The sequence below is a fragment of the Sphingobacteriales bacterium genome, assembly GCA_016700115.1.
Taxonomy (GTDB): Bacteria; Bacteroidota; Bacteroidia; order Chitinophagales; family UBA2359; genus UBA2359.
On the sequence record CP064999.1, the window covers coordinates 2,536,683 to 2,550,983 of the forward strand.

11 protein-coding genes are annotated in these 14,301 nt (G+C 39.8%); all 11 read left to right on the forward strand.

All coding sequences use genetic code 11. The annotated features are described in order from the left end of the window. Nucleotides 1-103 precede the first annotated feature (103 nt). The 11 genes from IPM47_09085 to IPM47_09135 all read left to right on the forward strand — a co-directional run bounded on the left by IPM47_09085 (nt 104) and on the right by IPM47_09135 (nt 13,926). Nucleotides 104-3,298: a TAT-variant-translocated molybdopterin oxidoreductase gene (locus IPM47_09085; GenBank protein ID QQS31051.1), complete on the forward strand. Its 3,195-nt coding sequence runs from the start codon at nt 104-106 to the stop codon at nt 3,296-3,298. A gap of 67 nt (nt 3,299-3,365) precedes the next feature. Further along, nucleotides 3,366-4,853, forward strand: coding sequence for a polysulfide reductase NrfD (gene nrfD / locus IPM47_09090; protein ID QQS31052.1), 1,488 nt, complete (start codon nt 3,366-3,368; stop codon nt 4,851-4,853). A gap of 42 nt (nt 4,854-4,895) precedes the next feature. Continuing rightward, nucleotides 4,896-5,489, forward strand: a complete 594-nt coding sequence (locus IPM47_09095; protein ID QQS31053.1) for a DUF3341 domain-containing protein — start codon at nt 4,896-4,898, stop codon at nt 5,487-5,489. A gap of 33 nt (nt 5,490-5,522) precedes the next feature. Further along, on the forward strand, nt 5,523-6,677 hold the full coding sequence (locus IPM47_09100) for an OmpA family protein (GenBank protein QQS31054.1): 1,155 nt from the start codon (nt 5,523-5,525) through the stop codon (nt 6,675-6,677). A 36-nt stretch (nt 6,678-6,713) separates the two neighbouring features. Further along, nucleotides 6,714-7,985 carry a quinol:cytochrome C oxidoreductase gene (locus IPM47_09105; GenBank protein ID QQS31055.1) on the forward strand — a complete coding sequence of 424 codons (1,272 nt, stop codon included), beginning with the start codon at nt 6,714-6,716 and terminating at the stop codon, nt 7,983-7,985. A gap of 102 nt (nt 7,986-8,087) precedes the next feature. Beyond that, nucleotides 8,088-9,152: a cytochrome c oxidase subunit II gene (locus IPM47_09110; GenBank protein ID QQS31056.1), complete on the forward strand. Its 1,065-nt coding sequence runs from the start codon at nt 8,088-8,090 to the stop codon at nt 9,150-9,152. Between the two features lie 59 nt (nt 9,153-9,211). Beyond that, on the forward strand, nt 9,212-11,062 hold the full coding sequence (locus IPM47_09115; protein ID QQS31057.1) for a cbb3-type cytochrome c oxidase subunit I: 1,851 nt from the start codon (nt 9,212-9,214) through the stop codon (nt 11,060-11,062). Between the two features lie 104 nt (nt 11,063-11,166). Then, entirely contained in the window at nt 11,167-12,072 is a 906-nt protein-coding gene (gene cyoE, locus IPM47_09120) for a protoheme IX farnesyltransferase (protein QQS31058.1), read from the forward strand. Nucleotides 12,073-12,107: 35 nt separating this feature from the next. After that, nucleotides 12,108-12,701 carry a cytochrome c oxidase subunit 3 gene (locus IPM47_09125; GenBank protein ID QQS31059.1) on the forward strand — a complete coding sequence of 198 codons (594 nt, stop codon included), beginning with the start codon at nt 12,108-12,110 and terminating at the stop codon, nt 12,699-12,701. A 75-nt stretch (nt 12,702-12,776) separates the two neighbouring features. Then, entirely contained in the window at nt 12,777-13,442 is a 666-nt protein-coding gene (locus IPM47_09130; GenBank protein QQS31060.1) for a cytochrome c oxidase subunit 3, read from the forward strand. A 52-nt stretch (nt 13,443-13,494) separates the two neighbouring features. Further along, nucleotides 13,495-13,926, forward strand: coding sequence for a cytochrome C oxidase subunit IV family protein (locus IPM47_09135; protein QQS31061.1), 432 nt, complete (start codon nt 13,495-13,497; stop codon nt 13,924-13,926). Nucleotides 13,927-14,301 lie beyond the last annotated feature (375 nt).

Below are 14,301 nucleotides of genomic sequence, written 5' to 3' on the forward strand. Positions count from 1 at the left end.
TTGTTTGCTGTTAAAATGCAGCAATTTATAATAGAATACTCAGCCAACTTTTAAATCATATTTTCGCTTAGAAATAGTCGGAATCACTAAGATATAAAGCAACATGCAGCACAAGAAATATTGGAAAGGTTTCGAGGAATTGAACGAAGACTCAAAATTCCTTCAAGAAAAACGCAACGAATTTCCCGAAGATTTACCCATTTTAAATGAGTTGGGTAATGTTGTCAATGAAAACACAGCCACCCGTCGGGATTTTCTAAAAGTTTTAGGGTTCAGCGTTACGGCCGCTGCCATAGCTGCCAGTTGCGAGATACCCGTAAGACGGGCAATTCCTTATGCCATCAAACCTGAAGAATTAGTTCCCGGTATTGCCAATTTTTATGCCTCCTCATTTTTAAGTGGCAATGACTATTGCAGTATTCTCGTAAAAACCCGCGAAGGAAGACCAATAAAAATTGAAGGCAATCCTTTGTCGGAAATTACACAAGGTGCTACAAATGCTCGCGCTCAAGCTGCCGTAGTCAGCTTATATGACGGGTCCAGAAGTCTGTCTCCAAAAAAGGATGGTGAAGTTGCTGATTGGAAAACCATTGATGGGGAAATTAAGCAGAAATTAGCTTCAGCAAGCGGATCTATTGCGATCATCTCAGATAGCATCGCAAGCCCGACAACTTTGAAGGCTATTGATGATTTTAAAGTTCGTTTTCCCAATACCAAACATGTAGTTTTTGACGCTATTTCATACAACAGCATCACAACGGCCAACGAACAAATGTTTGGTAAGTCAGTGATACCTTCTTATGATTTTAGTAAGGCAGATGTGATCGTTGGGATCGGTGCAGATTTTTTAGGAACCTGGGTTTCGCCAGTCGAATTTACCAAACAATACATTAAAAATCGCAAAATTGCTGACAAAGATGAGCCAAAAATGTCTAAACATTGGCAATTTGAAGCGACGATGACCATAACAGGAGGAAAGGCTGATAATCGGATTACGGTAAGTCCTGATGAAGAAGGCACAGTGGCAGTTGCGCTACTAAAAGCCTTGGGTGGAACCGGTGCTACGGTAACTTTAGATCCAAAATTACAGGAAACAGTTTCAAAAGTTGCTGCCGATCTTAGTGCTAATAAAGGTAAATCTTTGGTGGTTTGTGGTTCAAAAAATGCCAATGTTCAAATGGTCGTTAATGCCATCAACAACTTGTTGGGCAATTATGGCAACACCATAGATTTAAACCGTCCATACAAACTTTATCAGGGTAACGATAAAGCGATGGTTGATTTAGTCGAAGAGATGAATGCAGGCAGAGTAGGTGCAGCCATTCTACTTAGTGGTGCAAATCCTGCCTATAATTATCGGGAAAGTGAGAAATTTATCAGCGGATTGAAAAAAGTTGCGTTGACGGTTTCTATGTCCGACCGGATTGACGAAACTGCTGAACATGTAACTTATCTATGTCCGGATAATCACTTTTTGGAATCATGGGGCGATGCTGAAGTAAAAGAAGGCTGTTACAGTCTTACACAACCCACTATTGCACCGTTGTTTGATACTCGTCCTGCACAGGAAAGTTTGCTAAGATGGTCAGGCAATGAAGCCCAATACTACGATTATCTTCGCAGTAACTGGCAGCAAAATATTTTCCCCAAGCAAAGTCTTTTAAACAGTTTTGATTCGTTTTGGGACAAATCTTTGCACGACGGAATTTTTGAGGTAAATAACCCTTCCAAAACTGCCGTTGGGGTAATTGGAGGCATGTATGCCAACCGAGCCATTGAATCCGGTAAACAAGAGACCAAAACCGAAACAGGAACTGTCAATGCAGTCAGTATTCCTGCATCAGGTGATATCAATGCTGCTGTACAGGCTATTTCTCAAACTGCCGGCAATTCAGGATTAAAATTGGTGGTGTATGAAAGTGTGCTGATGGGCGACGGACGATATGCCAACAATCCTTTCCTTCAGGAAACACCCGACCCGATTTCAAAAGTATGCTGGGATAATTTTGTTGCTGTTTCTAAAAAAATGGCAGACGAAAAAGGCTGGAAAGAACATGATATGGTTGAAGTTAAAGCAGGCAATTATGCTGTTCAACTCCCCATAGTTTTCCAACCCGGTCAAAAAGCAGATACAATTTCTATTTCTTTGGGATATGGCAGAACACGAGCCGGAGTTCCGCAGTGTAATGTCGGTAAAAATGCATTTCCTTTTGTCGGCTTTGATGGCAAACACTTTACCTATACCGTTTCTTCCGGAGTAAGTATCGAAAAAGTTGGCGGTCGTTATGAACTTCCCCGAACTCAAACCCATCATACTATTGATGATACAGGGGTAGGGAAAAACAAACGTCCTCTCATTCGGGAAACAAATTTACTCACCTATCAGAAAGACAAATGGGCAGGTAATCATATCAGCAAGAAACTGAAAGAAAATCAGGACGAATATTTCTTTACCCTTTACGGAAAAGACAATGAGTATGGCCCCCACACCGAACTTTATACGCGAGGATTACATTGGGGTTTGTCAATAGATCTAAATACATGTGTGGGGTGCAATGCCTGTGTAACTGCTTGTAATATCGAAAACAATATCCCGATAGTCGGAGCTCAGGAAGTAGTCAGGGCACATGAAATGCATTGGATGCGTATTGACCGGTATTATTCGGGAGATATGGAAAATCCGGATGTTACGTTTATGCCTATGATGTGTCAACATTGCGACAACGCTCCCTGCGAAAACGTTTGCCCGGTTGCAGCAACTAACCACAGCAGCGAAGGAATCAATCAAATGGCGTATAACCGTTGTATCGGTACCCGTTATTGCGCGAACAACTGTCCTTACAAAGTTCGCCGTTTCAACTGGTACGATTATCAGGGCGCAGACAGCTTTTACAAAAACACAATTTTTGATAATGATGAGCATATCATGTTGGAAGACTTAACCCGCATGGTCCTCAATCCCGATGTAACAGTTCGTTCCCGCGGAGTAATTGAAAAATGCAGTTTCTGTGTTCAACGCATTCAGGAAGGTAAATTGGAAGCTAAAAAAGCAAATCGCAAGTTGCAGGATGGTGAAATTAAAACCGCTTGTCAACAAGTTTGCCCTGCCGATGCTATTGTTTTTGGAGATGTCAATGACCCAACGACAGAGGTTTCAATTTTAACTGCTAACGAGCGCAGCTACCGTTTGTTAGAAGAATTACATGTGCTTCCCGGAGTAGCTTATTTAACCCAGATCCGCAATCGTGAAGCAATGGATGAAGAAAATCAGTCTCAAGTAGATAAACATCAAGGATAATTGACCTTCATTAGGTAAAAGCCAAGGTTTAGCTTTTCTTATTTGTAGAAAAAAACAGTTTTTTGTTATGCACTATACTTCTCCCATTAGAGAACCTTTAATTACCGGCAACAAATCTCTTCACAATATTACAGAAGACATAAGCCGGAGTATAGAACAACCACCCCGTCTTTGGTGGATTGCTTTTCTTGTTTCGGGAGCAATTGCAACCATGGGTGTTTTGCTCATTCTTTATACAATCTGGAAAGGCATTGGTGTCTGGGGTTTAAATAAAACCGTAAACTGGGCATGGGATATTACCAACTTCGTTTGGTGGATTGGTATTGGTCACGCCGGTACTCTGATTTCAGCAATTTTATTGTTGTTCAGACAACGCTGGCGAACCGGAGTGAACCGTGCAGCAGAAGCAATGACAATTTTTGCGGTCATGTGTGCCGGTTTATTCCCTTTAATTCACATGGGTCGGATTTGGCTCGGATTTTTCATCTTTCCATATCCCAACACAAGGGGTATCCTTTGGCCTAACTTTAACTCTCCGCTACTTTGGGACGTATTTGCCATCAGTACCTATTTCACGGTTTCTCTTTTGTTTTGGTACACAGGCCTTTTACCGGATATCGCTACTATTCGCGACCGCTCAAAAGGATGGGCTAAAGCAATTTATGCCCGCCTCTGTTTTGGATGGACAGGCACCGCGAAACAATGGCAGCGTTTTGAATCATTAAGCCTTGTTTTGGCAGGATTATCAACTCCTCTGGTTCTTTCAGTTCACTCTATCGTAAGTTTTGACTTTGCTACTTCTGTTATTCCCGGATGGCATACCACTATTTTCCCTCCTTATTTCGTTGCAGGGGCTATTTTTTCTGGATTTGCGATGGTTTTAACCCTGATGCTTATTGCCCGAAAAGTGATGAACCTCGAAAACTATATTACGATTGCCCACATAGAATCAATGAATAAAATTATAGTCATGACCGGTTCGATTGTCGGAATTGCCTATATCACTGAATTTTTTGTTGCCTGGTATTCGGGAAATGTTTATGAGCAATGGGTATTTATACGGAACAGGGTGGCAGATCCTTTCATATTCGGCCCAATGTTAGGCGTTGAACCTGCTCCTTATTGGTGGGCTTATTGGTCTATGATGACCTGTAATGTATTGTCACCGCAAATATTCTGGTTCAAAAAATTACGCCGTAGTGTGATTGTTACTTTTATCATGTCTATCTTCATCAATATAGGTATGTGGTTTGAGCGTTTTGTGATTATTGTTACTTCACTACACCGCGACTATATCCCTTCAAGTTGGACTTATTACTCTCCGACGTTGGTGGAAGTAGGCATTTTTGTCGGAACGATAGGTATATTTTTGACTTTCTTCCTTCTTTTCTGCCGCTACTTACCGGTTATTGCAATTGCAGAAGTGAAGGCTATCTTAAAAGTAGCCGGCGACCAGCATATTAAGGCTATTGCAGAAAAAGAAAAAATCGAAGAAGAAAAATCTTACAGTGGAGGAGCCAATTTGGCAGGAGCGCTTGATAAAGACGATAAATAACAAATAGGTTTCACAAAAAGCAAGCATCAAAAACAAGCAGTAATGAAACATAAATATTTAGTTGGAGTATATAACGACGATGATGTGCTGTTGAATGCGGTAGCTAAAGTTCGCAAAGACGGCTATAAAATTCATGAAGTTTTTACTCCGTTTCCGGTTCATGGATTGGATGAAGCAATGGGTTTGCAAGACACCCGGCTTCATACCATAGGGTTTGTATTCGGTGCTATCGGAACACTGACTGCTCTGTCTGTTATGTCTTATACAATGGCAATAGATTGGCCGGTGATTGTAGGTGGAAAACCCTTTTTCAGTTTTCCTGCTTATGGTCCGATTGGATTTGAATTGACCGTACTTTTTGCATCGGTCGGCATGACGGTTGTTTACTATTTACGTAATGGGTTTTCTGTATTGAAAGAAGCCGAAATTGTAGATACCCGGATAACCGACGATAAGTTTGTAATGGCTTTTTGTCTTAAACGCTATCACGAAGAAGCTGATATCAACAACATCACCAGGTTGATGAAAGAAAGTGGTGCCGAAGAAATATATGTCAAGGAAATGGAAAACGAATTAGCCCCTAATCTTTTCAGACAAGATGGAGGTTCAATTACTGAACATGCCCATCATCATTAACTAAAGACTCGGATAACGAAAAAAGCATTTGAAATGCATAAACATACTATTCTATTTTTTGTAACAGCGGTTATAGTTTTGTTCTTTGCAGGATGCAGGGCAGGAGGAGACTTTACCGGTCGTGAATATATGCCCGACATGGCACATTCTGTTGCGTATGAATACTACACGCCAAGCAGACCAGTTATGGTTGACGGACAAATGGTCAATCTGTTTACTGATGGAAAATCGGCAAGAGAACCGGTAAAAGGTACAATCCCACGAGGATATATGCCTTATCATTATCCGGATACTCCCGAAGGATATGAAGCAGCAGGTGCAGAATTGGTCAATCCTTACAACAAAGTCCATGCTCAGATAACAGAAAAAGGAAAAGCACTATATACGGTGAACTGTGCAATTTGCCATGGAGATAAAGGAGACGGCAAAGGATTTATTGTCAGCAATGGAAAATACCCTGCACCTCCTCCCTCTTATTTTGAAGATCGTATTTTAGTATTAAGCGAAGGTAAAATGTTCCATTCTGTTCAGCACGGAAAAAACCTGATGGGTTCTTATGCCGGGCAACTGAATAAAGACGAGAGGTGGCAAGTCATTTCATATATTAAACAGTTGCAGGCGGCACATATTTTAGCAAACGACAGTTTGGCAGTACAAAGCAAAGCCACAATTGAAGATGTGTTGGCCGCTATTACCGGACAAAATAAGTCTTATACAAAAGGAATGAACTTCCCAAAACTTCCTGCTTCGGGAACAACAGGCATGACAGATGCTTCAGTTGAAGCCCCGGTTACTTTTGTAGAATCTGAATTGGATAAAATTACAGCTCAGGCAAGAGAACTTAAAGCCGGTGAAGTAGTTAAACTAAACAACGTATTTTATTCTTCCGGTAAATTCAACCTGCGCTCTGAATCAAATATAGAATTGGATAAACTGATTGCATTATTAAACAGCAAGCCTGCCATGAAAATTGAGATTGACGGTCATACCGACAATCAAGGTGATGCTGCAGCTAATCAAACATTGTCCACTGAGCGGGCAAAAGCTGTGTATGACTATTTGGTCAGCAAAGGTATTGACAAGACCCGTCTTGACTTCAAAGGCTTTGGCGCTACAAAACCGGCCGCACCAAATACTACCGAAGAAGGAAGAGCAATGAACCGTCGTACTGAATTCAGAGTACTTTAATTTATAAGGCATAAAAATTAACCGAAAATTATTATAATGAGCACGGTAAACGAAAAATATACCATTACCGGAGAAGCAAAAAGGTTCACCTTAATTTTGCTGATTGCAGGAATTGTGCTTACGGCATTAGGCGCATTTATGAACTTAGATAACCCTACCCGACTTTGGACAGGATTACTATATAATAATGTGTTTTTTCTGATGCTTGGCTTAGTTGCCGCATTTTTCCTCTCAACCCATATTGTAGGTTATGGTGGATGGATTACGCTTTTTAGACGGGTTCCGGAGGCGATGATGATGTATGTTCCTATTGGAGGCGTACTCATGATTCTTATTTTGGTTTTTGGAATGCATCATATCTATCATTGGTCGCACGAAGAATTATATGATCCAAACAGCCCTTCTTACGATGCTATTTTAGATGGCAAGCGAAGTTTTCTGAATGTAAGTTTCTTTTTGGGGCGTGCTGTAGCTTATATTGCTATTTGGACAGGGTTAATTTGGCTGCTTCGCCGGAATTCTGTTCAAAGCGACTTAGGAACAAGACAACAAGGAAGACAATTGTATCAAACCAGTAAATATATAGCTGCCATCTTTATTGTTGTTTATGCGGTTACCAGCTCAACTTCTTCATGGGATTGGATCATGTCAATTCAGCCTCATTGGTATAGTACTTTGTTTGGTTGGTATAACTTTATCAGTATTTTTGTAACTTGCATATCGTTCATGATGCTTGTTTTGGTATATCTTACTAAAAACGGCTATTTACAAGGAGTAAACGATGAGCATTTTCACGATTTAGGAAAGTTTATGTTTGGGTTTAGTGTTGCATGGGCTTATTTGTTCTATTCTCAGTTTATGCTGATTTGGTATGCCAATATACCCGAAGAGACCCTTTATTTTAAATACAGGATTGACAATTATCCGGTGGTGATGTGGTTATGTGTGTTGATGAACTTTGTGACTCCTTTCTTCCTGTTAATTACCAGAAATATTAAAAGAGATCGTTCCCATAGTATTATGATTGGCGCTGCGCTCATTATTATCTTTGGCCATTGGCTTGATTTTTATCAAATGACAATGCCGGGAGCTTTTGCCAATATGGCACACGCTGCCGACAATCATGCTGCACCTGACGGACATCATGCCGAACATGCAGAAGTAGTAAGAATAGGACTTTATGAAGTCGGATTGTTGTTAACATTTGCCGGTTTGTTTGTTTATTTAATGTTGTATAACTTGTCTAAACAATCTTTAACCCCTGTAAACCATCCGTTTCTTAAAGAAAGCAGGGTTTATCATACCTAAAAAATTGGGCTCCCTGTAAAAAAAATTTATAATAGTATTTGATTGTTTTTTGGTGTTTCAAATCTGTTCTTAATTATTGAATTTCGCGCTTAACGATATACTATGTTAACAACAACATTAGGTCTGCTGATTATAGCACTTGTCTTGCTTATTATCTTTCAGTTAGCAAAGACGAATGAGATGATTATTGCTCTTAAAGGAGAGGAAGAAGCTATGCATAATGCCAATAGGTTTAATGGCAGGATGTTTCTGTTTTTCCTTATTTTTGGAACTATCGCTTCTGTTTGGTCAACTTTTCACTATGCACCTCTATATTTACCTGTTCCTTCTTCCGAGCATGGAGTGTGGTTGCGTGACATGTTTTTTTGGACTTTAGTTGCGACAGTACCTGTATTTTTCCTTACCCATATTGCTTTGTTCTGGTATTCTTTCAAATACAGAAGAGATGGCACAAACACCGCATACTACTTTCCGGGAAGCAATAAATTAGAATTGATCTGGACTGCAATTCCTGCTGTTGTAATGATTCTTTTGGTTTATGAAGGATTGAGAAGTTGGTACAAAATTACCGGCCCTGCACCACAGGAAGCAGTTGAGATAGAAGCTACCGGGCAACAGTTTTTCTGGACCCTCCGTTATGGTGGAGAAGATAATAAAATTGGCAAAAAATCGGTCAAGTTAATAGGCGGAGACAATGCACTTGGATTGGATTGGGAAGATACTGCCAATCATGATGACTTCATTGCAGACGAAATGCATATTAAATTAGGTCAGCCTGTATTAGTTCGCATCAATGCTATTGATGTTCTGCATAGTTTTTATCTGCCTCATTTCAGGGTAAAAATGGACGCTGTTCCCGGTATTCCAACTCAGTTCTGGTTTACACCAACTAAAACAACCAAACAAATGCGGGAGGAACTCAATAACCCCGACTTTAACTATGAATTGGCTTGTGCTGAGTTATGCGGACAGGCACATTTTAATATGCGAAAAGTCGTTGTTGTTGACGATGAAGCTGATTATAATGCATGGAAAGCCCAACAGCAACCAATTTATGTTAAATTGGGCTTAAATAAAACTACGACTCCCGAAAAAACGGGAACAGGAAATATAGAAAATCAACCAGACAGCGATAAGGCGCAGAAATCTAAAACTTCAAAAATATAACTGACCGGTTGAATCGTTTTTTTATCCAACAGTTTTTTAAACCTTTAGCAAAGTAAGTTATGGCTATCACTGAAAGCGGAACTGAAATAAAAATTGATGTTCATGACCACCATGACCACCATGAACATGAACATCATCATGAAGAAAGTTTTATAAGCAAATACATCTTTAGCCAGGATCATAAAATGATTGCCAGGCAATTTTTAATCACAGGTATAATATGGTCCTTTATAGGGGTATTATTTTCTGTCTTGTTTAGGTTGCAATTAGCTTGGCCTGATGAATCTTTCCCTATCCTGGAATATTTGTTAGGTAAGTGGGCAGAAGGTGGGAAATTAGCTCCCAATTTTTATTATGCATTAGTTACCATGCACGGTACAATCATGGTATTTTTTGTACTCACTGCAGGGTTGAGTGGAACTTTCAGTAACTTACTCATACCTCTTCAGATAGGAGCAAGAGATATGGCCTCTCCTTTCTTGAATATGTTGTCTTATTGGTTCTTCTTTTTAGCAGGGATGATCATGTTGGTTTCCTTGTTTATATCAACAGGTCCTGCTGACGGAGGCTGGACAGCTTACCCACCTTTAAGTGCTTTACCACAGGCAAGTACAGGTTCTGAATTTGGTATGACTCTTTGGTTGTTGAGTATGGCAATGTTTGTTGTATCTTCATTGCTTGGAGGTTTGAACTATATTACAACCATTTTAAACATGCGTACCGAAGGTATGACCATGATGCGTATGCCTTTGACCATGTGGGCTTTTTTCTTTACCGCAGTTTTAGGGGTATTGTCTTTTCCAGTTCTTCTCTCAGGAGCTATATTGCTGCTTTTTGACCGCCATTTAGGCACAAGTTTTTACCTTTCAGATATCTATATCGGCGGTCAACCACTTACCAATGCAGCAGGCGAGTTACTGCAGGGAGGAAGCCCTATTTTGTTTCAGCACCTGTTCTGGTTTTTAGGACACCCTGAAGTTTATATCGTGATTTTACCTGCAATGGGTATGGTATCCCATGTCTTGGCTACCAATAGCCGGAAACCGATTTTTGGTTACTCAGCAATGGTGATGTCCATTCTGGCAATTACTGTTTTGGCCTTTCTTGTGTGGGCACACCACATGTTTATTTCAGGACTGAACCCATTCATAGGCTCAATTTTCGTGTTGTTCACTCTTTTAATTGCGGTACCTTCAGCAATCAAGGTTTTTAACTGGATTGGAACTATTTGGCGAGGAAATATCAATTTTACGCCTGATACTTTATTTTCAATCGGTTTTGTTTCTTTGTTTATTTCCGGAGGTTTAACCGGTATCTATTTAGGTAACTCAGCTTTAGACATTCCGCTTCACGATACTTATTTTGTTGTTGCACACTTTCATATTGTAATGGGGCTCGCAGCAGGGTTCGGACTTTTTGTGGGTGTTTATCATTGGTTTCCTAAACTGTTCAACGGCAGACAGATGAACAACACTTTAGGCTATATACACTTTTGGATAACCTTTATCGGAAGTTACTGCATCTTCTGGCCGATGCACTATCTTGGAATGACCGGTGTTCCACGCCGCTACTTCCAGTTCAGCAACTTTGAAACTTTTGATGTTTATAGTAGCTTGAATGTATTTATTACACTTGCCGCGCTTCTGGTTTTCTTTGCACAGTTTCTTTTTATCATTAATTTCATTCACAGCGCCCTCTACGGCAAGAAAATGACCTCCCTAAATCCTTACCATTCAAATTCTTTGGAATGGACAACTCCGATGGCTCCCGGACATGGCAACTGGCCCGGTGCTATCCCAAGTGTTTACCGTGGACCCTATGAATATGGTAAAGGAGGATTGGACTATGTTCCACAACACCTTCCGGATAATCAGATCTGGAAGGATAAACCTAATAACGAGCAAGCATAGTTCATTTTATATAATACAACCAACGAATTAGCCTACGATACACAAACCGTAGGCTAATTCGTTAAAATCCAAAAATAATCTATACAAACCGATAAACTGTTAATATGATTCCAGTTAAAGATATATCTCTTTCCGACTTTTTTGCTTTAATGGCAGAGAGGGTAAAAGATTATGCTTTATTGGTAAAATTCAGACTTAATTTGACTGTTGTTTTTTCAGCTTTGATGGGGTATAGTCTCGCTACAATTGGTAACTTTGAATTCCTCAGTTTGTTATTACTTGGCTTGGGCGGTTTTTTTATTACCGGCTCAGCAAATGCTATCAATCAGGTTTTGGAAAAAGACTTCGACAAGCTGATGGTTCGAACACAAAACAGACCTGTTGCAGCCGGGCGAATGAGTGCAACTGAAGGTTTGCTGATTGCTGGCATTAACGGTGTAATAGGAGCAGTCATTTTGAGTTATTTTTTTAACAGCCTTACCGCTTTTATTGGTGTTTTGTCTTTGCTGCTTTATTCATTTGTTTATACTCCTTTAAAAAGAGTAGGAAATATTGCGGTGGCAATAGGTGCTATTCCCGGCGCGCTTCCCCCTTTAATCGGATGGACTGCTGCTACCGGATCATTAGGTTATGAAGCCTATCTTTTGTTTAGCATTCAATTTTTATGGCAATTTCCCCATTTTTGGGCAATTGGATGGCTTGGTGCTGATGAATATGCCAAAGCTGGATTTAAATTTCATTCGGGAGCTGATGATAAAAGCGGTCGAACTTCGAGACAAATTACTGCATACATCTTTTTCCTGATACTGTTAACACTGTATCCTGTCATATTGGGAATCTTTAGCTATGTTTTTGCAGCAGTAGCGTTGATATTAGGTTTGATGTTTTTATTTTCCGGCATCAACTTAGTCAGAAATAATGATCGCCGGCATGCTTTACAAGTGATGATTGCTTCAATTTTGTATCTCCCGCTATTGCAAGTTGCAATGGTGCTTGATTTGGTCTTTTAAATTTATAAAACTACGCCAAGAATTAAAGTGTAACAATGCACGCTAAAACACTGAAACAGCCTGAAAGAATACACCCCAAGAAGTTTGCACTTTGGTTGGGTATAGGGACCATCATTATGATGTTCGCGGGGCTTACCAGTGCTTTTATTGTAAGAAGAGCTGCCGGGAACTGGCTTGCCTTTGAATTACCTCCTTTATTTTATATCAGCACCTTAGTAATAGCTTTAAGCAGTTTGACGCTCATATTCGCTCAAAAAGCATTTAAGCAAAATAACAAGATTGCCTATAAAAATCTCATAGGACTAACTTTGCTTTTAGGGATTTTATTCATCATTTTGCAGTATGCTTCATGGATGCAACTTGCAAGCTACGGCATATTGTTGAGAGGCAACCCTTCCGGTTCTTTTGTATATGTGATTTCAGGGCTTCATGCAGCACACGTATTAGGGGGTATTTTGTTTTTAACTATTTTTTTTATTAAAGCCCTTCCGAAACCTGACCCTGTCAAAGAACTTTTGGAAGAAATCAATACTGAAAAAAACCTGCCAATTGAAATGTTATCCGGATATTGGCATTTTGTAGGAATTCTTTGGGTTTATTTACTCGTATTTTTTTATTTTTTTAGGTAAATTTGCCCGCCTGAAAGAATTTATATTGATTATTTAACTGAATTTATTGTAATAATTTAATACAATCGCAACTCAATGGCAACAGAAACGCTTACAGTAGGAGCTACTGCCCAAGAGCAATGGAAAGGAGGAAAATCCCCATTTTCGGTGAGCTATGGTAAGCTGATGATGTGGTATTTTTTGGTTTCAGATGCCTTTACCTTCTCAGCTCTGCTCATTTCTTATGGCGCAATCCGGTTTAGCAGTGATGTCTGGGCTGATCCCAACTTAGTTTTTAACTCTATGCCTTTTTTACAGGGATGGAATATTCCTTTAGGCTTCGTCAGTATTATGACCTTCATACTCATTTTGAGTAGTGTGTTTGTAGTACGTGCTGTTCAGGAAGGGCACATGATGAATCAAAGCGGTGTCGCAAAATGGATGTTCCTGGGGATTTTAGGAGGGGCAGCATTCCTTGGCTGTCAGGCTTGGGAATGGACACACTTGATCAGTCATGGAACCACACTTTTTCACAATCCTCACGGACCACCGGCATTTGGTCAGTTATTTTTCCTGATCACCGGATTTCACGGGTTTCACGTTTTTTCAGGGGTAGTAATCAATGTAATCATCTTCGTTCAGACTTTAAGAGGAGTTTATCAAAGACGCGGACATTATGAAATGGTAGAAAAAGTAGGACTCTACTGGCACTTTGTAGATTTGGTTTGGGTTTTCGTATTCCTCGCTTTCTACTTATTGTAAAAAAGTCTGTTATTTTAATTTAAAGAACTGTAATCATTAAAAAAATCATACAATGGCACATACGTATGACGCTCAGGTTTACAAAAGTCAGGTTAATGCGGTTTACAGAGCTACGGTTTGGCTCGCGATTATCACAATTATTGAAGTTGCTGCAGCATTAGTCTGGATGAACATTTTTAAAGACCATAGCGGTCCGAGATTGTTATTGAACAGCTTTTTTATTGCCGCAAGTTTACTCAAGGCTTATTTTATAGTCGGTGAGTTTATGCATATTCGTTATGAAACCCGTGCATTAACCATAACTATTCTGGCACCAACCTTTTTCCTGATATGGTTTATTATCGCTTTCCTTTGGGAAGGCCAGGAATGGTTAAACAATAAAACCGACGGTCAATTTATTCAGGAAGAAATCCGGGCACCTCATCACCACGACGATGATCATGGCTCGCATGACAGCCAGGAACATAAAGATGCCGGACATTAAACCGGGCATACCAGATAAACAATTTTGTCTAAAAACAATTGCGCCATAGTCGTGGTTAATACAACTACAACCGTGGCGCAATTTCTTTTTACAGGTAAGCTAATTAATTCTGAATTCTAAGTTTCATAATTCTGACATTAAAAATTAATATTTGTGAAGTCCAAAATATTAGGGTTATTTATAGCAGTATTAGTGCCTGTTGCTTTTTATTTGTTTTTTGACCATTTTGACTATTTTCAGGCACAGCGGCGAAAAAATCTACCGGAGCTGCCAAGGTATGGCGCTTTGGAAGCCGATAATAATCAGACAAACAGAGTTGTCGCTGATAATACAAGCTGGCATACAATTCCTGCATTTGAATTTCAGGCACATACC

What these genes read in the sequence shown, in the direction of transcription:
- IPM47_09085 (QQS31051.1), top strand. Translation starts at nt 104, where the DNA reads ATGCAGCACAAGAAATATTGGAAAGGTTTCGAGGAATTGAACGAAGAC.
- nrfD (QQS31052.1), top strand. Translation starts at nt 3,366, where the DNA reads ATGCACTATACTTCTCCCATTAGAGAACCTTTAATTACCGGCAACAAA.
- IPM47_09095 (QQS31053.1), top strand. Translation starts at nt 4,896, where the DNA reads ATGAAACATAAATATTTAGTTGGAGTATATAACGACGATGATGTGCTG.
- IPM47_09100 (QQS31054.1), top strand. Translation starts at nt 5,523, where the DNA reads ATGCATAAACATACTATTCTATTTTTTGTAACAGCGGTTATAGTTTTG.
- IPM47_09105 (QQS31055.1), top strand. Translation starts at nt 6,714, where the DNA reads ATGAGCACGGTAAACGAAAAATATACCATTACCGGAGAAGCAAAAAGG.
- IPM47_09110 (QQS31056.1), top strand. Translation starts at nt 8,088, where the DNA reads ATGTTAACAACAACATTAGGTCTGCTGATTATAGCACTTGTCTTGCTT.
- IPM47_09115 (QQS31057.1), top strand. Translation starts at nt 9,212, where the DNA reads ATGGCTATCACTGAAAGCGGAACTGAAATAAAAATTGATGTTCATGAC.
- cyoE (QQS31058.1), top strand. Translation starts at nt 11,167, where the DNA reads ATGATTCCAGTTAAAGATATATCTCTTTCCGACTTTTTTGCTTTAATG.
- IPM47_09125 (QQS31059.1), top strand. Translation starts at nt 12,108, where the DNA reads ATGCACGCTAAAACACTGAAACAGCCTGAAAGAATACACCCCAAGAAG.
- IPM47_09130 (QQS31060.1), top strand. Translation starts at nt 12,777, where the DNA reads ATGGCAACAGAAACGCTTACAGTAGGAGCTACTGCCCAAGAGCAATGG.
- IPM47_09135 (QQS31061.1), top strand. Translation starts at nt 13,495, where the DNA reads ATGGCACATACGTATGACGCTCAGGTTTACAAAAGTCAGGTTAATGCG.